General features: G+C 62.5%; 24 protein-coding genes. 15 read left to right on the forward strand and 9 right to left on the reverse strand.

The features are described from left to right. Window positions 1-11 precede the first annotated feature (11 nt). Window positions 12-983: a uroporphyrinogen decarboxylase gene (gene hemE, locus BLS26_RS26310; RefSeq protein WP_371361029.1), complete on the reverse strand. Its 972-nt coding sequence runs from the start codon at window positions 981-983 to the stop codon at window positions 12-14. 202 nt (window positions 984-1,185) lie between these two features. Here hemE and BLS26_RS26315 point away from each other — a divergent pair, with 202 nt between their 5' ends. Genes BLS26_RS26315 through BLS26_RS36520 form a run of 3 tightly spaced genes read left to right on the forward strand, consistent with a single transcriptional unit; the run spans window position 1,186 to window position 1,919 of the window. Then, window positions 1,186-1,407, forward strand: a complete 222-nt coding sequence (locus BLS26_RS26315) for a hypothetical protein (RefSeq protein ID WP_092515473.1) — start codon at window positions 1,186-1,188, stop codon at window positions 1,405-1,407. Window positions 1,408-1,424: 17 nt separating this feature from the next. Then, entirely contained in the window at window positions 1,425-1,559 is a 135-nt protein-coding gene (locus BLS26_RS37080; RefSeq protein ID WP_256385884.1) for a hypothetical protein, read from the forward strand. A gap of 6 nt (window positions 1,560-1,565) precedes the next feature. Continuing rightward, window positions 1,566-1,919 carry a hypothetical protein gene (locus tag BLS26_RS36520; protein ID WP_197681279.1) on the forward strand — a complete coding sequence of 118 codons (354 nt, stop codon included), beginning with the start codon at window positions 1,566-1,568 and terminating at the stop codon, window positions 1,917-1,919. Window positions 1,920-1,985: 66 nt separating this feature from the next. On the opposite strand, the gene BLS26_RS26325 is transcribed toward BLS26_RS36520, so the two are convergent. Both BLS26_RS26325 and BLS26_RS26330 read right to left on the reverse strand, forming a co-directional pair. Further along, window positions 1,986-2,201 carry a SlyX family protein gene (locus tag BLS26_RS26325; protein ID WP_092515474.1) on the reverse strand — a complete coding sequence of 72 codons (216 nt, stop codon included), beginning with the start codon at window positions 2,199-2,201 and terminating at the stop codon, window positions 1,986-1,988. Beyond that, entirely contained in the window at window positions 2,194-2,943 is a 750-nt protein-coding gene (locus tag BLS26_RS26330) for a rhodanese-related sulfurtransferase (protein ID WP_092515475.1), read from the reverse strand. Before BLS26_RS26330 ends, BLS26_RS26325 begins: the two co-directional genes overlap by 8 nt. A gap of 200 nt (window positions 2,944-3,143) precedes the next feature. Between BLS26_RS26330 and ggt the strand changes: the two genes are divergently transcribed. The 3 genes from ggt (at window position 3,144) to BLS26_RS26345 (ending at window position 6,277) form a co-directional block, all read left to right on the forward strand. After that, a complete protein-coding gene (ggt, locus tag BLS26_RS26335; protein ID WP_092515476.1) occupies window positions 3,144-4,730 on the forward strand; it encodes a gamma-glutamyltransferase in 1,587 nt (528 codons plus the stop codon). A gap of 120 nt (window positions 4,731-4,850) precedes the next feature. Next, the gene (locus BLS26_RS26340) at window positions 4,851-5,264 is read left to right on the forward strand and encodes an FKBP-type peptidyl-prolyl cis-trans isomerase (protein WP_371361031.1); all 414 of its coding nucleotides are present in this window, start codon (window positions 4,851-4,853) and stop codon (window positions 5,262-5,264) included. 32 nt (window positions 5,265-5,296) lie between these two features. Next, window positions 5,297-6,277, forward strand: coding sequence for a D-2-hydroxyacid dehydrogenase family protein (locus BLS26_RS26345; RefSeq protein ID WP_092515478.1), 981 nt, complete (start codon window positions 5,297-5,299; stop codon window positions 6,275-6,277). A gap of 207 nt (window positions 6,278-6,484) precedes the next feature. Here BLS26_RS26345 and BLS26_RS26355 read toward each other — a convergent pair whose 3' ends face one another. After that, entirely contained in the window at window positions 6,485-6,700 is a 216-nt protein-coding gene (locus BLS26_RS26355; protein ID WP_092515480.1) for a CsbD family protein, read from the reverse strand. Window positions 6,701-6,840: 140 nt separating this feature from the next. On the opposite strand from BLS26_RS26355, the gene BLS26_RS26360 reads away from it, so the two are divergent. Both BLS26_RS26360 and BLS26_RS26365 read left to right on the forward strand, forming a co-directional pair. Then, complete coding sequence (locus BLS26_RS26360) at window positions 6,841-7,374, forward strand: cupin domain-containing protein (protein WP_092515481.1); 534 nt, start codon at window positions 6,841-6,843, stop codon at window positions 7,372-7,374. A gap of 127 nt (window positions 7,375-7,501) precedes the next feature. Continuing rightward, a complete protein-coding gene (locus BLS26_RS26365) occupies window positions 7,502-8,239 on the forward strand; it encodes an enoyl-CoA hydratase/isomerase family protein (RefSeq protein WP_092515482.1) in 738 nt (245 codons plus the stop codon). Between the two features lie 169 nt (window positions 8,240-8,408). Here BLS26_RS26365 and BLS26_RS26370 read toward each other — a convergent pair whose 3' ends face one another. Beyond that, a complete protein-coding gene (locus tag BLS26_RS26370; protein WP_092515483.1) occupies window positions 8,409-9,935 on the reverse strand; it encodes an amidohydrolase family protein in 1,527 nt (508 codons plus the stop codon). A gap of 179 nt (window positions 9,936-10,114) precedes the next feature. Between BLS26_RS26370 and BLS26_RS26375 the strand changes: the two genes are divergently transcribed. Further along, complete coding sequence (locus tag BLS26_RS26375; protein WP_092515484.1) at window positions 10,115-11,143, forward strand: alpha/beta hydrolase; 1,029 nt, start codon at window positions 10,115-10,117, stop codon at window positions 11,141-11,143. 131 nt (window positions 11,144-11,274) lie between these two features. Here BLS26_RS26375 and BLS26_RS26380 read toward each other — a convergent pair whose 3' ends face one another. Together BLS26_RS26380 and BLS26_RS26385 are read right to left on the reverse strand one after the other, a co-directional pair. Further along, complete coding sequence (locus tag BLS26_RS26380; protein ID WP_244541693.1) at window positions 11,275-12,435, reverse strand: hypothetical protein; 1,161 nt, start codon at window positions 12,433-12,435, stop codon at window positions 11,275-11,277. 2 nt (window positions 12,436-12,437) lie between these two features. Then, entirely contained in the window at window positions 12,438-13,160 is a 723-nt protein-coding gene (locus BLS26_RS26385) for a FecR domain-containing protein (RefSeq protein ID WP_092515486.1), read from the reverse strand. 285 nt (window positions 13,161-13,445) lie between these two features. Between BLS26_RS26385 and BLS26_RS26390 the strand changes: the two genes are divergently transcribed. After that, on the forward strand, window positions 13,446-14,654 hold the full coding sequence (locus BLS26_RS26390) for a phospholipid carrier-dependent glycosyltransferase (protein ID WP_092518593.1): 1,209 nt from the start codon (window positions 13,446-13,448) through the stop codon (window positions 14,652-14,654). A gap of 12 nt (window positions 14,655-14,666) precedes the next feature. Here the strand turns inward: BLS26_RS26390 and BLS26_RS26395 are convergent, their stop codons facing one another. Then, window positions 14,667-15,020, reverse strand: coding sequence for a hypothetical protein (locus BLS26_RS26395; RefSeq protein ID WP_092515487.1), 354 nt, complete (start codon window positions 15,018-15,020; stop codon window positions 14,667-14,669). Window positions 15,021-15,079: 59 nt separating this feature from the next. Then, entirely contained in the window at window positions 15,080-15,709 is a 630-nt protein-coding gene (locus BLS26_RS26400) for an OmpA family protein (protein WP_092515488.1), read from the reverse strand. 340 nt (window positions 15,710-16,049) lie between these two features. On the opposite strand from BLS26_RS26400, the gene BLS26_RS26405 reads away from it, so the two are divergent. The 5 genes from BLS26_RS26405 (at window position 16,050) to BLS26_RS26425 (ending at window position 22,022) form a co-directional block, all read left to right on the forward strand. After that, a complete protein-coding gene (locus BLS26_RS26405) occupies window positions 16,050-17,462 on the forward strand; it encodes a caspase family protein (protein ID WP_092515489.1) in 1,413 nt (470 codons plus the stop codon). Between the two features lie 299 nt (window positions 17,463-17,761). Beyond that, window positions 17,762-17,992, forward strand: a complete 231-nt coding sequence (locus BLS26_RS26410) for a hypothetical protein (RefSeq protein ID WP_092518595.1) — start codon at window positions 17,762-17,764, stop codon at window positions 17,990-17,992. Between the two features lie 81 nt (window positions 17,993-18,073). After that, window positions 18,074-19,255 (forward strand): winged helix-turn-helix domain-containing protein, encoded by a 1,182-nt coding sequence (locus tag BLS26_RS26415; RefSeq protein ID WP_092515490.1) that lies wholly within the window; start codon window positions 18,074-18,076, stop codon window positions 19,253-19,255. Between the two features lie 141 nt (window positions 19,256-19,396). Next, window positions 19,397-20,728 (forward strand): MFS transporter, encoded by a 1,332-nt coding sequence (locus BLS26_RS26420; protein ID WP_092515491.1) that lies wholly within the window; start codon window positions 19,397-19,399, stop codon window positions 20,726-20,728. Window positions 20,729-20,915: 187 nt separating this feature from the next. Then, entirely contained in the window at window positions 20,916-22,022 is a 1,107-nt protein-coding gene (locus BLS26_RS26425; protein WP_092518597.1) for an efflux RND transporter periplasmic adaptor subunit, read from the forward strand. Window positions 22,023-22,037: the final 15 nt, after the last annotated feature.

Below are 22,037 nucleotides of genomic sequence, written 5' to 3' on the forward strand. Positions count from 1 at the left end.
CCGTGGTCGGTTCAGCCCTTGTAATCCCTTACCCGCTTCAGCATCTGCTCGACATGCGCGATCGGGGTTTCCGGCTGAATGCCGTGGCCGAGGTTGAAAATAAATGGGCCGCCGGCGTAGTTCGCCAATACATCGTCCACCGCGCGGTCGAGCGCCGCACCACCTGCGATCAGTACCAGCGGATCGAGATTGCCCTGCACGGCGACGCGGTTTTGCACGCGCTCGCGGATCAGCGACGGTTCGGCGGCCCAGTCGATGCTCACCGCGTTGACGCCCGTTGCCTCGACATAGTCGGGAAGCTGCGCGCCGGCGCCGCGGGGAAAGCCGATGATCTTGGCGTCCGGCACCTGCGCGCGCACGCCGGCGACGATGCGCCGGGCCGGCTCGATCGACCAGCGCTGAAATTCGCGCGGCGGCAGCACGCCGGCCCAGGTGTCGAAGATCTGCAGCACATCGGCGCCGGCTTTGAGCTGGCTGAGCAGGTACTGAATCGAATTCTCCACCAGCACATCGATGATGTCGGCGAACGCCTCGGGATGCCGGTAGGCCATCATCCGCGCCGGGCCCTGATCCGGCGTGCCTTGCCCGGCGACCATGTAGGTCGCGACCGTCCACGGCGCGCCGCAGAAGCCGATCAGCGCGATGCGTGGATCGAGCTCGCGGCGCACGCGGCGCAGCGCTTCACAGACCGGCTCGAGTTTGCCAAAGTCGGCCTGCCGCGCCAGCGTCGCCACCTTCTCCGGCGTATCCAGCGGATCGAGCCTCGGGCCTTCGCCGGCCTCGAAGCGCACGGAGCGGCCGAGCGCATAGGGGATCACCAGAATGTCGGAAAAGATGATCGCCGCATCGAAGTTGAAACGCCGGATCGGTTGCAGCGTGATTTCGGCGGCATAATCCGGCGTGAAGCACAGATCGAGAAAGCCGCCCGCCTTGGCGCGCAGCTCGCGATATTCCGGCAGATAGCGCCCGGCTTGCCGCATCATCCAGACCGGCGGCACCGGCTGACGGTGGCCGGACAGCACTTCGATAAAGGGTTTGGTGGCCGATTTCTGGGTCAACGAAAGGTTCCTGCCGGAGCTGCCGATATTTGGAGCCCCTGATACACGTTGGTTCCGGCCTGGCCAAGGCGAGATATGGAACCACGGGGAATACGGGACGTTGATACTGTCACGGAGGACTAACACGATGGCTGAGAAATTTAACCCTGCTCCGCATGACAAGCACGCGGCCAATCCGGCTTCCGCGCTTGCTGCCGACAGGGAGATGCATGCAAAGCTCGAAACCGGCCTGATGGACAGCTTTCCGGCATCCGACCCGGTGAGCGCCACGCAGCCGGCGCCGTCGAAGGCCGATGGCCATATCGACAACGAAACGCTTTGGGAAAAATTGCGCGCCGTCTTTCGGTAGCGCCGGTGGGTGAACCGATGCAAACCGAATTCAACCATGCCGCCAACGACTCGCCGCGCAGCGGCAGTTCGAAGCTTGTCGTCCCTGCGGTTTGGGCGGCGATCGTGCTGACCATGATCGCGGTTGCGATCTGGTTTGGCATGCGCGTGTGAGTTCATTTGCGCGTGATGCATGATGGCGCGGAACAAATCACATTTCCGCGAATTGCATCCACGGTAATTAAATCCAAGAGGAGCGAAGCGATGATCAAGCATATTGCAATGGCTGCCGTCGCAGTGGCCGCGATTTCTGTTGCGATGCCGGCAAGCGCGGAAGAATTTGGTGTTGGTGTTGGCCCGGCAGGCGTCGGCGTCACCGTCGGCAACGGTCACGGCGACCGCTATCGCGACCGTGAAGTGGTTCGTGAGCGCGAATATCGCGACCGCGACGACGCGGTGGTGATTCGTCGAGGTCACGACCGCGACCGCGATTACGATCGTGACCGCAAGGTCATCATCGAGCGCGATCGCTGATTTCAGTGCGATTGGGACTGACGAAGCGGTCTCCCTTGTGGAGGCCGTTTCTGTTTGTATTGGCCCCTAGTAATGCGGCGGCGGCTCGTTGGCCGGGCCCGGCGCGTGGCTTTCGGCTTCCTGCAGGCGCTCTTTCATTTCGGAAAGCTGATGCTTCAGCCGGTCGATCTCGAGCCATTGCCTGGTGACGGTCTGGTTCAAGGTTTCGATGGCCTCGTCCTGATAGGTCAGCCGCATTTCCAGGGCGTCGATGCGTTCGTTCAGCGGGTTGCCTTCACTCATGGGAGCCGTCACTCGTTTTGTGCTCGCGCAGGCCGTGACCGAGCGCGACGCGTTCGTCGAACACGAAGCATTCGCCGCGCCAGCGGCTTTCCGCTTCGGGCACGCCTTCCAGGTAGCGCAGGATGCCGCCCTTGAGGTGATAGACCTCGTCGAACCCTTTCGCCAGCAGATAGGCGCTGGCTTTCTCGCAGCGGATGCCGCCGGTGCAGAACATCGCGATCCTGCGGTGCTTGGCCGGATCGAGCTTTTGCGCGGTAAATTCCTTGAATTGGCCAAAGCTCTTTATTCCCGGATCGACCGCGCCCTCGAACGTGCCCATCGCTACCTCGAATTGATTGCGGGTATCGATGACCAGCGTATCCGGCGCGGCAATCAGTGCATTCCAGTCGGCGGGTTCGACGTAGGTGCCGACCTGCCGCGTCGGATCGACGGCGGCGCCGAGCGTGACGATCTCCTTCTTCAGCCGGACCTTCATCCGCTGAAACGGCATCTCCGAACTCTGCGAGAATTTTAGTTCGAGACTGTCGAGCCGGCCGCCGAACAGCGCGCCGTGCTGCAATTCGGCCACCAGCGCGTCGATGCCTTCAGAGGGACCTGCCACGGTGCCGTTGATGCCCTCCGGTGCCAGCAGCACGCTGCCTTTCAGCCCCAGGCTCGCGCAGATCGCGCGCAGCGGCTCCCGCAATTCCCGGAAATCCGGAAGTGCTGCGAATTGATAGAAGGCGGCGACTTTTAACGGCATCGCGACCGTTTATCAGGCGGGCAGGGGTGGGGAAACCCCGCAAAGTCAGGTGTATTCCGCGCATTTCTCGCAGGTCATTCCCTGGCATACCAGCCATTGCCCTGCCCGGGATGAATATGCCAAGAAACGCAAGCAAACCTTGAAAAACCTGCCCATGACGGTGGGGCGCTCAAAAATACGCTCATAAAGAAAGACTAGCGATGAGGAATTTCCATTTCGCCGGCCGTTCCACGGTCCATGCCCAGAACGCGATGGTGGCGACGTCGCACCCGGCGGCGGCGCTGGTGGCAATCGACGTGATGCGCGCGGGCGGCACCGCCGCCGACGCTGCGGTTGCGGCAGCCGGGCTGCTCGCGGTGATCGAGCCGCAATCGACCGGCATCGGCGGAGATTGTTTCGCGCTGATCCAGCCGAAAGGCGAGGGCAAGATCGTGGCCTATAACGGCTCCGGCCGCGCGCCCGCGGCGGCCACGGCGGAATGGTACCTGGAGCGCAAGATCAATTCGGTGCCGCTGACTTCGGCCCATGCCGTCAGCATTCCCGGCGCCATCGATGCCTGGGACACCATCCTGCGCGATCACGGCAAGATGGGGCTCGACACACTGTTGCAACCCGCGATCAAGGCCGCAGAAGAGGGCTACATCGTCGCTCCACGTATTGCGTTCGACTGGAAGAACGGTTTTGACAAGCTGAAGAACGGCACCAACACCGAGCGCTACCTGCTGCCGCACGGCAAGCCGGCAGTGGCCGGCGACGTCATCCACCAGCCTGAACTGGGCAAGACGCTGCGCGCGATCGCCAAGGGTGGCCGTGACGCGTTCTACAGCGGCGCCATCGCCGAGGACATGGTCGAGACCTTGCGCGGCATCGGCGGCCTGCACACGCTGGAAGATTTCGCCAGCCATACCACCGAGACCACGTCGCCGATCGGCACCATCTACAAAGGCCACGACGTCTGGCAGTGCCCGCCGAACGGCCCGGGCATCACCATGCTGGTCATGCTCAACATTCTCTCCCGTTTCGACCTGACCAAATTCCCCGCGCTCAGCGTGGAGCGCTTCCATCTCGAAGCCGAGGCCGCGCGGATTGCCTATATGATGCGCGAACAGGATATCGGCGACCCCGAGCAGGTTCATGTCGACGTCGCTGGCATCCTCGCCAGGGAATTCGCCGAGGAGCACATCAGCAAGATCCGCATGGACGGATTGCTCGATCTGCCGAACGTCGCGCCGCCGATGAACCCGTCCACCGTCTACATCACCGTGGTCGACAAGGACCGCAACGTCTGTTCGTTCATCAACTCGATCGCGCATTCGTTCGGCTCCGCGATCGTTTCCAACAAGACCGGCGTGCTCTTGCAAAACCGCGCCGGCGGCTTCCGGATTCAGCCCGGCCACCCCAACTGCATCGCATCGCGCAAGCGGCCGCTGCACACCATCATTCCGAGCCTCGCGACCAAAAATGGCCGCGCTGTGATGCCGTTCGGCGTGATGGGCGGCCAGTATCAGCCGGTCGGCCAGACCCATGTGCTGACCAACATGCTCGACTATGGCTGCGATGTGCAGGAAGCCATCGATATGCCGCGCGGCCTGCATTACGAGGGCGTCTACCAGCTCGAGGACAGCGTGCCGGCCGCGATCGTCGAGGGCCTGAAGAAGATCGGGCACAAGACCACCAGCGTGGTCGGCCCGCTCGGCGGCGGCCAGGCGATCTGGATCGATTGGGACAAGGGCACGCTGACCGGCGGCTCGGATCCCCGCAAGGACGGTTGCGCGCTGGGCTATTAAACTTGCGAAAAATGGCTAGGGAAACCGCTTGCTTTGGGCTAGAGACCTCCGTCTTTTCCAACAAAGGTTCAACAGATGCGATCTTCCCGACGCACCCTCATTCAGACCGCGTTTGCCGCCATGGCGGCCGCGATTGCCACGCCCGTTGCCTCCAGGATGGCATCGGCCCAGACCGCAGGAAAACCCATGACCACAGCTTCAGGCTTGCAGATCATCGACAGCACTGTCGGCACAGGCGCCTCGCCGAAGCCTGGCCAGACCTGCGTGATGCATTACACCGGGTGGCTCTATGAAAACGGCCAGAAGGGCAAGAAATTCGACTCGTCCGTGGACCGCAACGAGCCGTTCGAGTTTCCGATCGGGCAGAAGCGGGTGATTGCCGGCTGGGACGAGGGCGTCGCCTCGATGAAGGTCGGCGGCAAGCGCACGCTGATCATTCCGCCCGCACTCGGCTATGGCGCCCGTGGCGCCGGCGGCGTCATCCCGCCCAACGCGACCTTGATGTTCGACGTCGAATTGCTGGCCGTGAAGTAATTCTTGAACGACAACTGACGGGGGAGCGCATCGTGAAAGTCTCGATCCTCGACGATTACTTCGACACGCTGCGCACCCTCGACTGTTTCAAGAAACTGGCCGGACACGACGTCACCATCTGGAACGACCACGTCCAGGACGTCGATGCTCTCGCCGAGCGCCTGCGCGATAACGAGGCGCTGGTGCTGATCCGGGAACGGACCCAGATCCGCACGCCGCTGCTGGAGCGGCTGCCAAAGCTGAAGCTGATCAGCCAGCGCAGCGTCTTTCCCCATATCGATATCGACACCTGCACCCGTCTCGGCATCGTCGTGTCGTCGAGCCAGCACGCCGATACGCCATCTTTTGCGACCGCCGAATTCACCTGGGGGCTGGTGCTGGCGGGAATGCGCGCCATCCCGCAGCAGGTCGCCAATATGAAAGCCGGCAAATGGCAGATCGGTGTCGGCCATAGCGTGGGCGGCAAGACGCTCGGCATCTATGGCTATGGCCGGATCGGCGCGGTCGTCGCCGGGTACGGCAAGGCGTTCGGCATGAAGGTGCTGGTATGGGCGCGCGAGCAGGCTTTGGCCAAGGCCCGCGCCGACGGCTACGCGACCGCGGCCAGCAAGGCTGAATTCTTCGAACAGTGCGATGTGCTGTCGCTGCATATGCGCCTGGTCGATGCCACGCGCGGCATCGTCAAGGCCGAAGACCTCGCGCGAATGAAGCCGACCGCGTTGCTGGTCAATACCAGCCGCGCACCGCTGATCGAGCCGAACGCGCTGGTCAACGCCTTGCGCGCCGGACGGCCCGGCATGGCGGCGGTGGACGTCTACGAAAAGGAACCGCTGGTCGACGTCAACGATGGCTTGCTGAATTTGCCAAACGCGATCTGTACGCCACATATCGGCTACGTCACACGCGACGAATATCAGCTCCAGTTCACCGATATTTTTGACCAGATCGTCGCCTATGCCGCGGGCACGCCGAGCAACGTGGTCAATCCAGATGTGATAGCGAAGCGGCGGTAGCGATATCCCTAAACGTCATGCCCGGGCAAAAGCGCGAAGCGCGTCTTCGCGCTAGATGTCCCGGGCATCCACGTCTTACTTCCTCTTTGGTGTGCAAAGACGTGGATGGCCGGGACAAGCCCGGCCATGACGAAATCGTTTGCCGTTTCGATCCAAGAAAAAGACCGGCCCATAGGACCGGTCTCATCCATTTCAGATCATGCTCGATCAGAGATTCTTGTTCGCCGCCGCGGCCGCCTTATTCACCGCGTCCTTGGTGGCGTCCTTGGCGTCGCCGACGGCCTTCTGACCCTTGCCCTTCAATTCCTGGATCACGCCTTCGCCCTGCAGGCGGTCGGAGCCGGTCGCTTCACCGATGCCCTGTTTGGCCTTGCCGATCGCCTCGTTGGTCGTGCCCTTGATCTTGTCTGCCGTTGCACCCATCGGAACTCTCCTTTGCGCTGTTTGAGCTTCGCAACGACAAGTCGCCAGGGGCACTCGAAGTTCCTCTATTTGACTGGTTTGCGATCACGGTTTTATGTACGTTTTGGAACGCAATGGCGACTTTTCGGAAAGCAACAAGAATGACCGGTCCTCACGATCACACCCATCCCCATCATTCCCACGACCACGATCATTCGCACGGCGACGCCGAGCGCTGGAAGCATGACGGCGTTCGCGTCATTCCCGGCAATCAGCTCGATCCCAATGTGCCGTCGACCGCGGGCATGGACCGCAAGGCCGCGATCAATTTCGCCCGCGTCGGCGCGCAGAAGTTATGGGCGGGTACCGTCACCATCCGGCCCGACGCAAAGACCGGCGCCCATCATCACGGCCATCTCGAAAGCATCATCTTCGTCGTCAAGGGCAAGGCGCGGATGCGCTGGGGCGAGCAGTTGCAGTTCACCGCCGAAGCAGGTCCCGGCGATTTCATCTTCGTCCCGCCCTATGTGCCGCATCAGGAGATCAACGCCAGCCGCGATGAGGTGCTGGAATGCGTGCTGGTGCGCAGCGACGGCGAGGCGGTGGCGATCAACCTCGACATCGAGCCGGTGGAAAAGCCGGAAACCGTGCTGTGGATCGATCCCGTGCACCGCGATCCCGCCGAGAAGAAGTAGCGCGTCATTCCGGGCCACCTCGAAGAAGCGCAATTGCGCATCGGAGAAGTTCGAGATTAAATTATCTCGAACTTCCGGGTTCGATGCTTCGCATCGCCCGGAATGACAAAAAAATACGGGAGGTCCCATGAAGCTTGTACGCTACGAAAGCGCCGGCCACGTCGCTACCATCACGATGGATCGCGCGTCCGCGCATAATGCGCTCAACCCCGCTTTGTGCGAAGAACTGTGCGAGGCCTGGCGGCGATTTCGCGACAGCGACGATCGCGTCGCGGTGCTGGCGGCTGCCGAGGAAGCGTATTTCTGCGTCGGCGCCGACGTCAGGGATTTTCCCGCCGACATGTGGCGTGCGGTGCCTGGACTGGGCGTCGAGTTGGACAAGCCGGTGATTGCCGCGACGTCCGGCTGGGTGGTTGGCGGCGGCTTCGTTCTGGTGCAGATGGCCGACATGTGCGTGGCGTCGGAGACGACGCGGTTCAGCTATCCCGAGGTCAAGGTCGGCACGACAGGCGGCGGCGTGTCGTCGGTGCTGGCGCGCATGCCGCACAAGATTGCGATGGAGTTTCTCCTGGTCGGCGAAGAGATGTCGGCGCAACGCGCCTACGAGATCGGCTTCGTCAACAAGATCGCGCCGAAGGGGCAGCATGTCGTGCTCGCCCAGGAGATGGCGGCAAAGATTGCCACCGCAGCACCGCTGGTGGTGCAGGCGCTGAAGCGGCTGGCGCGCGAGGCGATGCCGAAGGGACCGCTGGAAACCGTCGCTGAGGTGCGCCGGCTGCTTGATCCGGTGCGCACCAGCGAAGATCTCAAGGAAGGCGTCAAGGCGTTCAGCGAAAAACGCAAGCCGCAGTTCAAGGGGAGGTGACGGCTCTTGCCGTCATTCCGGGGGCGACGCGTTAGCGTCGAACTCCGATGCGCAATTGCGCACCGGAGAATCTCGAACTTCCGGGTTCGACGCTTCGCTCGCAATGAGGGCGGAGGCGATCCCCTGCTACTTTGCATGGGGTTGTTTTCGATATTTCAATCAGGACGCCTCACACAAACACGCTGTGATCCATCGGCTTGTTCGGCACCACGTAGCCATAGCGGATGTTCGACGGCTCCGGTCCGGCCTTCTCGTATTCCGCCTTCATCAGGGCAAACCGGTCGCCCTTGAGGTCGAGCATCGCGCGCTTCGGCTGGATACCGTAGAGCCGCGCATTGTTGTCACCGAAGATTGCGGTCTTCACCGGACCGTCGGCGGCGCCCAGCGGCGCGTAGCCAAATTTCTTCTGCATCGTTTCGGGGATTTCCAGTCGCCGCAGGCCTTCGATCTGCCACTGCGGTGCGCCGGTCCACAGCGCGTCGGTACCCCAGCAGACGTGATCGACGCCGAGCCCCTTGATCAGTGTGCCCATCAAAGCTGCGCAGACATTGGGTTCGGCGACCAGCGTGGTCGCGAACAACTGCCCGACATCGCCGTAGACATTGCTGACACCATATTGCGCCGGGATGTCGGCGAGATCGCTGGTCCAAGAGATACGCCCGGTACGCTCGAATTCTGCCAGCGCCTGCTTGGGGTCGCCGCCGACATGACGATAGGCCGAGTGATAGATGACGAAGTTGAGCTGCGGCCAGTCTTTAGCCGCTTGGCCAACATCGGCGACGTCGGCAAAGCCGCGCAGGTTGGGATATTGTTTCTCGATGCCAGGCGGAAACAGTCCCTTGTGAATGCAGACATTCTTGATGCCGGCTTTCACCATCTTCTCGTAGCCCTGGTAGGCGACCTTTTCGTCGTCCATCCGCCAGGGATAGCGGCTGATTTCCTTGTGGGTGTTGTCACCGACCGTATAGCCCTTGCAGGATTCCGGCTTCAGCGCCAAACCAGCATCGAGCTTGTCGAGCCAGCCGGGCTGTCCCGGCGTGAAGATCATGTGCGAGAACACCCGCCGCGAGCCGGCCTCGTCGTTGATCTTCTTGCGGGCGTCGGCCATCTGTTCGTTGGTCAGGAACCAGTCCTGCTCGATATCGGATGGCGCGGACGAGATCAGTGAGATCTTGGTGTCGGAGTCGAGAAACATCTCCTTCTTGTAGTTGTTGAACTTCAGGTCCTCGATGGTCTGTTCGTGATCGCCGAGCTGCTTGTTCCAGCCGGCCTTGCCGACTGCGGCGCGCATGTTGACGAACGTCATGATGCGGGTGTCGTCGCGCAGGAAATGCGTATGCATGTCCATGATGAACTGGTCCTTCAGCGCGGCAGCACGTTCCTGCGCCATCGCCGGCGTGGCGGCCTCCGCCTTCGTAACGTCGAACAGCGGTCCATAGACCTCGTTCATTGCCACGAAGGACGCGGCCATGCCGGCGGCGGTCTGGAAAAACCGGCGGCGGTCGAGGCCCTGCTTGCCGCCGAGGTCGTCGGCCATCGCCAGCAGCCGCGCCTCGACCTCGCGCTGTCGCTCGTTCTGCGGGTCCGGATAAAATTCGTCACTGGAGACGATCTGGGTGGGGATCGGGGTCTGGTACTGACACAATTCGGACGGCATCAACGCGGCGAGTTCTTCTTCTGTGAGATTGCTGCTCATGCGTTAGCTCCCTGGCCTGATTGGCCGGCGGAGGATAAGCCCCGCAACCGCCGGCTGTCAGCCTGTTCCGCAGGTGATCGCGCGATAATTGTTTTTGCATTGCAGCGCACACCAGCTTTCAAAGCACCATGTGCATGTTAGACTTGGCATCAAGAAAATTTCACGCATGGGGAACAGCCATGATCGATTCCGAAACTTCACTGGCGCGGCGCACGGTTCTTGGGGCACTCGGCATCGGAGGGATCGGCGCCATAGCCGCGGCCGCGATGCCGGCGCAGGCCGCGACCGCCATCGCCACCGAAGGCGGCGAGATCTGGAGCAGCGAATACTGGACCAAGAAGGGCGACATTCCCCTGTGGATGTTCCGCAAGCGGATCGGCGCGCCGAAGGCTGGCGAGCCGGCGCGGCCGGTCGTGTTCTTCGTCCACGGTTCGTCGGTGACCTCGCGGGTGTTCGATCTCAACGTGCCCGGCAAGGGCGAATATTCCGTCATGAACGAATTCGCCCGCTACGGCTTCGACGTCTGGACCATGGACCACGAGAATTACGGCAAGTCCGGCCGCACCTCTGGTAATGCCGACATCGCCAGCGGCGCCGAGGATTTGAAGGTCGCGGTCGAACTGATCGCGCGCGAGACCGGCCAGAAGAAACTGCATTTCGTCGGCGAATCCTCGGGCGCGCTGCGCGCCGGCGCCTTTGCGATGCAGCAGCCTGAGAGTGTCGATCGACTGGTGTTCGCCGCCTTCACCTACAAGGGCGAGGGCTCGCCGACCCTGACCAAGCGCGCCGAGCAGGTCGAATATTATCGCACCCACAACATGCGCAAGCGCGACCGCGCGATGATCAGTTCGATCGCGACGCGCGACAAGCCCGGCACGTCGGACCCCGCCGCGATCGAGGTGCTGGCCGATGTCGAGATGCAGTTCGGCGACCAGATCCCGACCGGGACTTATCTCGACATGACCGCCAACCTGCCGGTGGTGCATCCGGAGAAGGTGCTGGCGCCGGTGCTGCTGGTGCGCGGCGAGTATGACGGCATCGCCACCGTCGCCGATCTCGAGGAATTCTATAACAAGCTGCCGAACGGCGATCGCCAGTTCATCATCCTGCCCGGCACCGCTCATTCGGTGGCGCTGGCGATCAACCGGCAATTGTTCTGGCACGTGACGCGGGCGTTTCTGACGATGCCGACGCCGATCGCGACATGAGTTAGTTTCAACGCATCAAACGTCGTCATGCCCGGGCTTGACCCGGGCATCCACGCGCTTTCTTTCTTCGGAGGAGACGTGGATGGCCGGGTCAAGCCCGGCCATGACGTGAGGAGAGATGGCGCCCAGCGCTAATAACTGATCCGCAATCCGACGCCGCCATGCAGCGTGTTGCCGACCGGTTGCGGGCCAGCGGTGCCGTTGAGGAAGAGGTCGGCGACCCAGCCTTTGGTGATACGGAAGCCGAGGCGGCCGCCATATTCGAACCAGCCCTGGTTGCCGATCGTCGGCACCACGGTGCCGTTGCCGGTCACGGTGGCGACGATGCCGGAGTGCGAGCCAAAGGATTGCACCCAGCCGCCGTTGACGTTGGCCTCGACGCTACTGCCGAACAGATGCGTCCACTGGCCGCCGACCTTGACGAGGCTGGTCTTGTCGGTGCCGCCGGCGATCGTGGCGTCGAACGGATTTAGCGGTGCGCCGGACGGATCGGTATAGCCGTTGACCCGTTGCCACAATTGCCACACCTCGACGGAGGCCGCGACTTCATCGCGCGGCGACAGCCGGCTCATCCAGCCGGCGCGGCCGTAGACCGCGTAATTGCTGGCAGTGGTCTGGCCGTCGAGCGATACCGCGCCAAGGCTCGTGGTATAACTGCGCGTGTAACGCACCTTTTCATACGGCGTCAGGATGGTGCCGATATCGAAGAACGGCCGCGACGATCCCCAGTCGACGAAATCATAGCGTAGCGCGAATGCGGTGATCGGCGCGCTGGTGACGCTGTAGCCGCCCTCGCTGTACTGGGTATAGGCGATGCCCGCCAGCAGCGACAGATTGTCGGTCAGGCTCTTGCGGCCGTGAATGCCGGCCGAGAACGAGCCCGCCGAGCCGAACGCGCTGACGCAATCGCTGCAGTTGACCTGCTCGTTGATGCCGAGCAGCACAGTACCGAGCACGCGGTTGGTGATCATCTGGTTGAAGCGCTGCTTGGCCAGATCGTTGACCGAGTTGCCGCTGGAATCGGCGCCGGTGGTGGTCGGAGTGGGTGTCGGAGTCGACGAAGACGTTGAGGTCGATGTTGAACTCGAAGTGGAGGTTGACGTCGAGGTGCTGCACCCTTCCGAATAACCACTGGATTCCGTATTGATGTGTGTCGACGTGCCCGTCGACGTCGAAGTTCCGCAGGAAGTGGTTGCCGCGCGGGCAATGCCCGATTCGCCGCGTATAAAAAACAGCGACACCGCGACCAGCATGGTGCCGAAGACGATCCAGCCGCGTGAGGGGTTTGCCATCGTCAGCGCCCGCACAGCATGCCGGTGGGATCGCTGCCGTCATCGACGGCAGGAATCACCGTGGGCGTCGCGTCCGCATATTGCGTGGTGCTGCAGAGGCCGGCGGCCGCGCCGCAGGTCTTGGCGAAGGTCCACGGCGAGTTGTTCGTCTTCTTGATCGTGGTCTTGCCGCCGCTTGACGTGATGACGGCAGTATCGCCGGGCAGCGTCAGTTGGATACAGTCAAACGCGAGCGTGCAGACAGAGGCCGCGCCTCCCAGCAGATAGACGATGGTCTGGCCGCGCAGCGACCGAATATCCAGCTCGGTACCGCGGACGCCGATCGTCGCCAGCGGCGTCGTGATCTTGTAGGCGGCCTTTTCCGAATTTCCGGTCACGAATCGGAAGGTGCCTGAGGTCAGCCGTACCGCGATGTCGCGATAATGGTGTTCGTCGTCGAACACGGTGCGATCGAGTTTGAGCGTGGCATTCGGGCCGAGCGAGAGATTGGTGCTGTCGGCCATCACCAGCCGCGTCGCGCTGTCGAGGCCGGTGCGCACGACCTCGTCGCGCAGCAATCCATCGCCCACATTGATCTGGCTGGTCGAAGACGCCGCGACGCGGAGGACTTCGTTTTTGACGACGGCGGCTTCGCCGACACGCGTGGGAGCTTGAGCTGACGCTGCGTCGATACCGGCCACGAGGCAGATTCCCAACACAGCAAAAATGTAGTTACGCGCAATCATTTCCCACCGTACAATCTATATCGGTCATCGTACCGGATTGTGCGGGCCAGCGATGTTGTAATTTTATCACAAAGTTGTTCCACTTTACCGGCCCGTCGATTAGTGACCTCCAGACGAAAAAAAGTTCAACGCGATCGATCGCAAAGTGCCGCTCCCTCTGCAGCGCTGCGCGCGACGGAAGATTCGCGTGAGGCGGCCGTCAAATCGCTGTTTGTTCCGCAAAATCCGGTGTGGAAGATTGTGGCAATTTCTGTCGCGATCTTCGTCGTCGCGCATCTTGCCTTGATGATCGGATTAACCACGCCCGACAAAATCAATTTCGATGAAGTGCACTATGTGCCTGCAGCAAAGCAGTTGCTTGAGCCGGGTGTGCCGAACCCATTGCTCAACCCGATGCATCCGCCATTGGCAAAAGAGTTCATGGCGTTGTCGATTCGCGCCTTCGGAGATAACTCGCTCGGCTGGCGCTATCCCAGCGTCGTGTTCGGGGCGCTGGCGATCGTTGCGATGTATCTTTGCGGGCTCGCGTTGTTTGCCGCGCAAGGGCCGGCGCTCGCGACCGCGGCGCTGACGTTTCTCAACCAGATGGTGTTCGTGCAATCGCGGATCGCGATGCTGGATATTTACATGCTGGCGTTCGATCTGTTCGGCGTCGCGGCATTCATCCATGGCTACAGGAAACAGAAACCGGAGATCGCGTTCGCGCTGGCCGGTTTCGCATTCGGTCTTGCGACAGCCAGCAAATGGAGCGGGTTGTTTCCGCTCGGCGTATGTATCGCGATCGTTGCCGTCATCCGCCTGATGCAGGGCTGGCGTACTTCGTTCGCGGACGCCGAGGCCAGTGACTGGTATCAACCGGACCGCTGGCCCGAATTCAGGTACACCCATTTCGCCGTCTGCTTCGTGCTGATTCCGGCGCTGGCCTATTACGTGACCTACGTTCCGCTATATGGATTGTCGGTCGGCGATTTCATCGAGGCGCAGCGCTGGATCTTTGTCGAGAACTCCGGTTCGCATCCGCCGCATCCCTATATGAGTTCGTGGCCGTCATGGCCGTTGTTGATGCGGCCGATCTGGTTTCAGTTCGACAAGCTCGCCGACGACCGCTTTCAGGCGATCGCCTTTCTCGGCAATCCGCTGATCCTGTGGCCCGCATTGGTGGCAGTCGGTATCTGCCTGCGAGACTGGATCGCCAAGCGCCGCGCCGATGCGTTTCTGATTCTGGCGTTTTACATCGGTCCATGGCTGGCGTGGGCAACGCTGCCGCGCACCATTGGCTTCATCTATTACTATTTGCCGTCGGCGACGATTGCGTCGCTGGCGCTGGTCTACGCGTTCACGCAAGGCGAGCGGGCGCCGCCGCGCTGGATGTTGTGGGCCTTCGTCGCGGCGGCAGCGCTCGGCTTCGCGGCGATGCTGCCGATCTCGGTGGCGTCTTTGGGGACGTCGATGGAAACCTATCGCCGCCTGATGATTTTTCAGAGCTGGATCTGAGGCGAAGCCGCTTCAGAACGAGAACCACGGAATCCGGCCCCAATAGATCCGGTGGCGATGGAAGTGCGGCAGATAGATCGGGAACGGCTCCCAATAGGCGTAGCGCCGATAGTGATGACGCGCGTAGCGCCGATGACGCGGCGGTGCCGCTTCGGTTGCAGAAGGCGGTGAGGCGGGCTCGGCGGTCTTCGGCGCGATCGACGGACGCGGCACGCTGGCGGGCGCGTCGGCTTTGCTCGTTGCCGGCGCGGCAGCGGCTGGCGCCGCGGTATCCGTGGGCTTGGCGGCATCTTCGGCGTGGCCGGGAAGTGATGCGCCGATCGCGAGCAGGGCAACGAGCGCGACGCCAATGAGTTGCGATTTCATGTCGGTCCCCCCAATGAAATCCGCCTGCCGGAGCGGGCAGGCGGATCAACTTCCAGACGTCACTTCGACGCGGTCTTGGTGTCCATGTTGACGACCTGAACACGGCGGTTGGCCGGGTCCATCGGCGCGTTCGGATCCTTCGGCTGGGTCTTGCCGTAACCGACGGTCACGAGGTTGGCGCCGACGAGGCCGTATTTGTCGGTCAGGTACTTCTTGATCGTATCGGCGCGGCGCTCAGAGAGGTCCTGGTTATAGGCCTCGCCGCCCATCGCATCGGTATGACCGGCGACCACGAAGGTCGAACCCTTCAGGCTGGCGTTGGAGAGCGCCTTGCCGAGTTCCTGCACCGACGGCATCGAGTCCTTGCTGATGTCGGCGGAGTTGTAGTCGAAGTGAATTTCGAGATCGATCTTCGGCTTGGTCGCGGCGATCTCGGCAATCTCCTGGCGTTCGTCGAGCGAGAGCGACCGGGTCTTGCGGTTGCGCAGCGTATTGACGAAGCCTGCTTCCTTGGCCTGTGTTGCGGTGTCCTCTTGCGGGCCGGTCGAAAGGCCGCGGGTCAGCGGCTTCGGCTTCAGCGCGCTCAGGATCTGATCGGCCGACACGGTATCGCCGGCAAAAGCCAGGCCCGCCGTCATCGACAGCGCGGCGCCGATAGTCACGATGGAAAGTCCATTAAGGCGGGTCATTGTCGGGTTCCTCACGGTTACGCCAGCATGGCGTGCATGGCGTTTTGATGCTGGGAACATAGGACGGGTTCAAAGCTGGGAATGTGATTTGGATCACGCAGGGAAGGTCCGGCTTTCCGGCGGAGCGAAGTCGCCAAGGTCCTGGCGCTCTTGTCGGGGGCGGCTTTTGCGTCATTCCCCAGATTTTGCGGCCACGTCGCTACGTCCAGGGATCCGGTTCGAGCCCCAGTTTCTCTGTGTGATCTAAATCACGGTAACAACCCCTGTCCCGGGATCACACTGCCCCATCGGATGAGGACCTCGGGCGAAGCCCCGATGGTCAGGCAAGGGGAGAATGAACATGCGCTTCCTGATCGCGGCACTCTCGGCAGCAACACTTCTCGTCAGCGCCAATGCGGCCATGGCCGACAAGCGCGTGGCTTTCGTGGTCGGCAACGGCGCCTACAAGAACGTGGCGGCGCTGCCCAATCCGGCGGTCGACGCCAAATCGATGGCCAAGCTGTTGCGCAATGTCGGTTTCGACGTCGTGGAAGGTTCCAACCTCACCCGCGACAAGATGACGGAGAAGCTTTTGGATTTCGGCAAGAAGGCGGAAGGCGCCGACGTCGCGCTGTTCTTCTATGCCGGCCACGGCATCGCGGTGAACGGCACCAACTATCTGCTGCCGGTCGATGCCGACTTAAAATCCGAAATGGACGTCAAGCTCGGCGCCGCCATCAATGTCGACCTCACGCTCGAACAGACCATGAGCGATGCCAAGGTCAAGCTGGTGTTCCTCGATGCCTGCCGCGACAATCCCTTCGCTGCCAAGATCCGTTCCGCCAAGGCGACCCGCAGCGTCAGCGTCGCCAGCGGCCTTGCGGAAATGAAATCCGGCGAAGGCACGCTGATCGCGTTCGCCACCGGCCCCGGACAAACCGCGCTCGACGGCGAGGCCGGCACCAACAGCCCGTTCACCCGCGCCCTGATGGCCAACATCGCTTCCCCCGGCGTCGAGATCCAGCAGGCGATGACCAAGGTCCGCGCCCAGGTCAACGAGGAGACCAGCAAGAACCAGCTGCCCTGGGGTCACACCAACCTGATCGGCTCGGTCTATCTGAACCCCGTCGCCAGCGGCAGCGCGGTTGAGGCCGTCAACACGCCGGTGGCCGCCGCCGGTCCCGCCTCCGAAGTCGAACTCGAATTCTGGCGGTCGATCAAGGACTCCAACAAGCCGGAAGAACTCAACGCCTATCTCACCAACTATCCGAACGGCACCTTCAAGCCGATCGCGCTGGCCCGGATCGCCTCGCTGCAGGACGGCCCCTCGACCGTTACCCGTAACCTGACCACGGGCGTCGGCGTCGACCCCTCGACCTTCTCGGACGAAGCCAGCCAGACCACCGAGGACCAACTCGGCCTCGATCGCAGCCAGCGTCGCGACGTGCAGCGCCGCCTGACCAGCCTCGGCTTCGACACCAAGGTTTCCGGCAAGTTCGACGACAACACCCGCGCCGTGATCACCCGCTGGCAGGCCGCCCGCGGCTATCCGAAGAGCGGTTACCTCAACGCGCTGCAGCACAAGGCGCTGCAGTCCGAAATCCTGGCGACCCGCGTGGCGTCCGCTTCCAGCGACGACGCCGACGACGAGTCGGTGCGTTCGTCCCGCCGTCACGGCGGTGGCGGAGGCGGCAGCCGTCATTATCACCGCGGCGGCGGTGGCGGCCCCGGCGCCTTCTTCGGCGGCATGATGGGCGGATTGTTCCGGCGCTGAGCACCAAACCTCTGACGGACAAAAGGCGGACAGACAAAAGGCGGCTTGTGGGCCGCCTTTTCCATTCAGGTTACGAAGCGGTCTCAATGCCGTCGCGCCAGCGCCGATCTGCGGACAACAAATTGGCCAGATGGCGACTTACCAAGGCAACTCACGAAGAAAATCCAAGAAAAAATTCGAGCAATAAATCGTTCAAGACCAGCGAGACGGGCGGGCGGGTGTTTCAGTCGGTAAAGCGTCAGCGTGAATATCAGGGCTATCGTCCCAGCACACCGGAACCGGAAAGTTCCGGAAGCTCGATACCGATCCTGATTGGTGCGGCCATGATAGCGGCGGCCATCCTGCTGTCGACGCTGATCAATGCGCTCGGCAGCCGCTATGTCGGCGTCGAAAGCCCCACCGAGGAGACCGCCTGGCTGGTCGATCGACTCACCGGCAGCGTCTATCGGTGCCAGGCGACGGAACGGGGTAAGGCCTCCTGCGACGCCACGGTCGCGACCGGCAGTATTGCGGAGCGGGCCAAGCATTGAGGTGCAAGCATTGAGGTGAGGGGCAGGCGATGCCTGTTTCCCGACTTCTCACGCGCGCGAATCCGACTACATTGCGGCGCGATGCCCCGCAAGACCGATCCCCATCCTTTGAGCAAAGCCGAGGCCCGGCAAATCTGGCTCCGCGCCCAGCGGCTCGATACATCAGTGCCGTTCGGCGACGGGCCGCAGGCGACCGCGGCCGCGGTCGAGCATCTCGGTTATGTGCAGATCGACACCATCAACGTGATCGAACGCTGCCACCACCACATTCTCTACAGTCGCATCCCCGCATATAGCCGCGCGGACCTGCGCGCGGCCCAGAGCGCCGACAAGAGCGTGTTCGAATACTGGACGCATGCGCTGTCCTACGTGCCGGCAAAGGATTTCCGCTTCTTCGTACCGCTGATGAAGCTGCACAAGCGCGAAGGCCACCGCTGGTTCGCTTCCGTCAAGCCCGAAGACACCCGCAAAGTGATGCGGCTGCTGCAGCGCGAGGGAGCGCTCACCATCCGCGACATCGAGGACGACGTGCTGACGGAGAAGGAGCACCTGTGGCAGAGCCGCAAGCCGTCGAAGCGGGCGCTGCAACTGGCCTTCTACACCGGTGAGGTGACGATCTCCGAGCGCACCGGCATGCTCAAGACCTATGAACTGACGGCGCGGCATTTCGGCTGGGAAAAATCGCCGAAGCCGGCAACGTCTGCGGAGATCACGGCCTACCTGCTCGACCGCGCGCTGCGTTCACAGGGGCTCGTCAGCCTGGATTCGATCTGCCATCTCGATGCTCCCAGCAAGGCCGCGATCCGTCGCCTGATCGAGGCACGAGTGCGGCGCAAGGAATTGGCGCCGGTAGCACTGGAAGGTGCCGGCAAGCAGGAACACTGGGCGCGATCCGAGGTGCTGGAGCCGGACGCGGCGGCATCGGCAGGCGAGGGCGACGCCGGTCTCGTGCATATCCTGTCGCCGTTCGATCCCCTGATCATCCAGCGCAAGCGCACCGAACTGTTCTTCGGCTATGGCCACCGGTTCGAGGCCTATGTGCCGAAGCAGAAGCGTGTGTTCGGCTACTTCGCACTGCCGGTGCTGGTCGGCGACGACATCGTCGCCGCCATCGATCTCAAGGCCGACCGCCAGAACCGTAAATTGCTGATGCAGAAATGGACCTGGGTCGGCAAGGGCGCCGCGCGCGGTGGTGCCAAGCTTTACAAGCGCCGCATCGAGGAAGAACTGGATCGCTTTGAGCGGTTTCAATTGGCGGAGTAAGTATCCGCGCGCGTAGTTCTACGGAAAAGGCCAGCCCCTCACCAACGGCATGCCCGTGTTACGCCAGCGCGGGCATTCGCCGTTGCCAGATGCGAAAGCACTCGGTAATCCCTGAGGCACAAGAAACCTCGGGGGAAACCAATGAGCCAGTCCAGTACGCTTGCCACCACGCCTGCGAAGAGCGAGATCGAGACTTCAACCATCCGCGTCATTTCGTGGCGGTTGATACCGTTCCTGGTGCTGGCCTACTTCTTTTCCTATCTCGACCGCGTCAATCTCGGCTTCGCCGCGTTGACGATGAACGCCGAGCTGAAATTCACGCCGCTGATCTTCGCCTGGGGCGCCGGCATCTTCTTCATCGGCTATTTCATTTTCGAGGTGCCGAGCAATCTCGCGCTGGAAAGATTCGGCGCCAGCCGCTGGATCGCCCGCATCATGGTGACCTGGGGCATCATTTCGGCGGCGATGGCACTGGTGAGCGGCGAGTTGAGCTTTTACGTGCTGCGCTTCCTGCTCGGCGTTGCCGAAGCCGGCTTCTTTCCCGGCATCATCCTCTATCTGACCTATTGGTATCCGGCGGAATATCGCGCGCGGTTTCTCGCCGCATTTGCGATTGCCGTGCCGGTGTCGACCGTGATCGGCGCGCCGATCTCCGGCCTGTTGCTCGGGCTCGACGGCGCCATGGGACTGAAGGGCTGGCAGTGGCTGTTCATCATCGAGGGCGTGCCCTCGATGCTGCTCGGCATCGTCACCTGGTTCTATCTCACCGACAGGCCGGAGAAGGCGAGTTGGCTGACAGCCGAACAGAAGGCATGGCTGGCGGCAAAGCTGCAGGCCGAGATCGCGACCAAGCAGGCAGTGAAGCATCTGTCGCTCGGGCAGGCGTTGTCATCGCCGAAGGTCATCATGCTGAGCCTGGTCTATTTCGGTTTCGTCGGCGCGCTGTACGGCATGCAGTTCTGGCTGCCGCAGATCGTGAAGGCGTTTGGCCTCACCAATGCCCAGACCGGTTTCGTCACGGCGATACCTTTCCTGTTCGGCACCATCGCGATGATCCTGTGGGCGCGTCACTCCGATGCTACGCGCGAGCGCGTCGCGCATGTCGGCGGACCGCTGCTCCTGACGGCGGCGGCACTCGCCATCTCCAGCTACATCACCGATCCCACCACGACCATGATCATGCTGACGATTGCGGCGATCGGCGTGTTCTGCACCTTCGCGGTGTTCTGGACGCTGCCGACGGCGTGGTTGTCCGGCACCGCAGCGGCCGGCGCGATCGCGCTGATCAATTCGATCGGCAATCTTGCGGGCTTCGGAGGGCCGTATCTGATCGGCTGGGTCAAGGACGCCACCGGGAGCACGTCGACCGGTTTGTTGGTGCTGTCGCTGTTGCCGCTCGCGGCCGGCCTGCTGGTGTTCCTCGGCGGGCACGACACCAAGACCGAATTCGCCGCGGCAGGTCAGGCGAAGTAGCGACTCTCTATCCGTCGTTCCCGCGTTCGCGGGGACGACAGGGAGGGTGCGGGGGACGTCGATACAGGAAAAAGAGGGAACCACCCCTTAACCCAATTCCTCATCACGAACACATGATCACTGACGAATATTGACAATCGTCAGTTAGTATTCGACACTCTTCATCAGATCCGCGATGGAGAGTCCGATGTTCGCCCGTTCGATTTTTTCTAGCTATTACAAGCTCTTGACCGGTGCAGCGCTGGCGCTGGCGGTAGTTGCGCTGACCGGCTGCAATGAAAAGGCGGCCGAGGTGGCGGCTCCCGGGCGTCCGGTTCTGGTCGCGACCGTGCATTACGAGGCGGAGACGCCCGAGCGCAGTTTCGTCGGCACCATCAAGCCCCGGATCGAGACCGACATGGGCTTTCGGGTCCCCGGCAAGGTCGCAAAGCGCCTGGTCGAGGTCGGCCAGACCGTCGATGTCGGCCAGCCGCTCGCCACCCTCGACGAGGTCGATCTGAAGCTGCAGGCCGAGCAGGCCGTGGCCGAATTCACCGCCGCCACCGGCGTGCTGGCGCAGGCCGGCGCCGCCGAACAGCGCGCCAAGGATCTGCGCGCCAAGGGCTGGACCACCGATGCGCAGATGGATACGAGCCGCGCCGCCGCCGATGAGGCCCGCGCGCGCCTCGACCGTGCCGAGCGCTCCGTCGAACTGACGAAGAACTCGCTGTCGTATGCAACGCTGGTCGCCGATACCCGCGGCGTCGTCACCGCGACTCTCGTCGATCCCGGCCAGGTCGTAGGCTCCGGCCAGACCGCGATCCGCGTCGCGCGCTTTGCAGAAAAGGAAGCCGTGGTCGCAATTCCCGAAACGCTGGTCGGCCGCGCCAAGGATGGCACTGCCACTGTGACGCTGTGGTCGGACGCAGACAAGAAATACGCGGCGAAGCTGCGCGAGGTCGCACCCTCGGCCGATCCGGCGACGCGGACTTTTCTCGCCAAATTCTCGCTGCCGGAAGCCGGCGACAAAGTCTCGCTCGGCATGACCGCGACGCTGACCCTTTCAGATCCCGCCACCGAACGCGTCGCAAGGCTGCCGCTGTCGGCGCTGTTCAGCCAGGGCAGCGAGCCCTCGCTCTACATCGTCGGCGATTCCGGCGAAGTGGTGCTGAAGCCGGTCACCGTGAAATCTTATGAAAGCAATTCCGTCGTCATCACCGGCGGCGTCCCTGAAGGCGCCAAGGTCGTGGCGCTCGGCGTGCAAAAGCTCGATCCGGCCCAGAAGGTCCGGGTTGTTTCGTCGCTGTCGTTCTAAGCCTGCCTATCATTG

The sequence above is a fragment of the Afipia sp. GAS231 genome (assembly GCF_900103365.1).
Classification (GTDB): Bacteria; Pseudomonadota; Alphaproteobacteria; order Rhizobiales; family Xanthobacteraceae; genus Bradyrhizobium.

Excerpts from the sequence above, each read along its gene's own strand:
- hemE (WP_371361029.1), bottom strand. The coding sequence starts at position 983 with ATGATGCGGCAAGCCGGGCGCTATCTGCCGGAATATCGCGAGCTGCGC.
- BLS26_RS26315 (WP_092515473.1), top strand. The coding sequence starts at position 1,186 with ATGGCTGAGAAATTTAACCCTGCTCCGCATGACAAGCACGCGGCCAAT.
- BLS26_RS37080 (WP_256385884.1), top strand. The coding sequence starts at position 1,425 with ATGCAAACCGAATTCAACCATGCCGCCAACGACTCGCCGCGCAGCGGC.
- BLS26_RS26325 (WP_092515474.1), bottom strand. The coding sequence starts at position 2,201 with ATGAGTGAAGGCAACCCGCTGAACGAACGCATCGACGCCCTGGAAATG.
- BLS26_RS26330 (WP_092515475.1), bottom strand. The coding sequence starts at position 2,943 with ATGCCGTTAAAAGTCGCCGCCTTCTATCAATTCGCAGCACTTCCGGAT.
- ggt (WP_092515476.1), top strand. The coding sequence starts at position 3,144 with ATGAGGAATTTCCATTTCGCCGGCCGTTCCACGGTCCATGCCCAGAAC.
- BLS26_RS26340 (WP_371361031.1), top strand. The coding sequence starts at position 4,851 with ATGGCGGCCGCGATTGCCACGCCCGTTGCCTCCAGGATGGCATCGGCC.
- BLS26_RS26355 (WP_092515480.1), bottom strand. The coding sequence starts at position 6,700 with ATGGGTGCAACGGCAGACAAGATCAAGGGCACGACCAACGAGGCGATC.
- BLS26_RS26360 (WP_092515481.1), top strand. The coding sequence starts at position 6,841 with ATGACCGGTCCTCACGATCACACCCATCCCCATCATTCCCACGACCAC.
- BLS26_RS26365 (WP_092515482.1), top strand. The coding sequence starts at position 7,502 with ATGAAGCTTGTACGCTACGAAAGCGCCGGCCACGTCGCTACCATCACG.
- BLS26_RS26370 (WP_092515483.1), bottom strand. The coding sequence starts at position 9,935 with ATGAGCAGCAATCTCACAGAAGAAGAACTCGCCGCGTTGATGCCGTCC.
- BLS26_RS26375 (WP_092515484.1), top strand. The coding sequence starts at position 10,115 with ATGATCGATTCCGAAACTTCACTGGCGCGGCGCACGGTTCTTGGGGCA.
- BLS26_RS26380 (WP_244541693.1), bottom strand. The coding sequence starts at position 12,435 with ATGGCAAACCCCTCACGCGGCTGGATCGTCTTCGGCACCATGCTGGTC.
- BLS26_RS26385 (WP_092515486.1), bottom strand. The coding sequence starts at position 13,160 with ATGATTGCGCGTAACTACATTTTTGCTGTGTTGGGAATCTGCCTCGTG.
- BLS26_RS26390 (WP_092518593.1), top strand. The coding sequence starts at position 13,446 with ATGATCGGATTAACCACGCCCGACAAAATCAATTTCGATGAAGTGCAC.
- BLS26_RS26395 (WP_092515487.1), bottom strand. The coding sequence starts at position 15,020 with ATGAAATCGCAACTCATTGGCGTCGCGCTCGTTGCCCTGCTCGCGATC.
- BLS26_RS26400 (WP_092515488.1), bottom strand. The coding sequence starts at position 15,709 with ATGACCCGCCTTAATGGACTTTCCATCGTGACTATCGGCGCCGCGCTG.
- BLS26_RS26405 (WP_092515489.1), top strand. The coding sequence starts at position 16,050 with ATGCGCTTCCTGATCGCGGCACTCTCGGCAGCAACACTTCTCGTCAGC.
- BLS26_RS26415 (WP_092515490.1), top strand. The coding sequence starts at position 18,074 with ATGCCCCGCAAGACCGATCCCCATCCTTTGAGCAAAGCCGAGGCCCGG.
- BLS26_RS26420 (WP_092515491.1), top strand. The coding sequence starts at position 19,397 with ATGAGCCAGTCCAGTACGCTTGCCACCACGCCTGCGAAGAGCGAGATC.
- BLS26_RS26425 (WP_092518597.1), top strand. The coding sequence starts at position 20,916 with ATGTTCGCCCGTTCGATTTTTTCTAGCTATTACAAGCTCTTGACCGGT.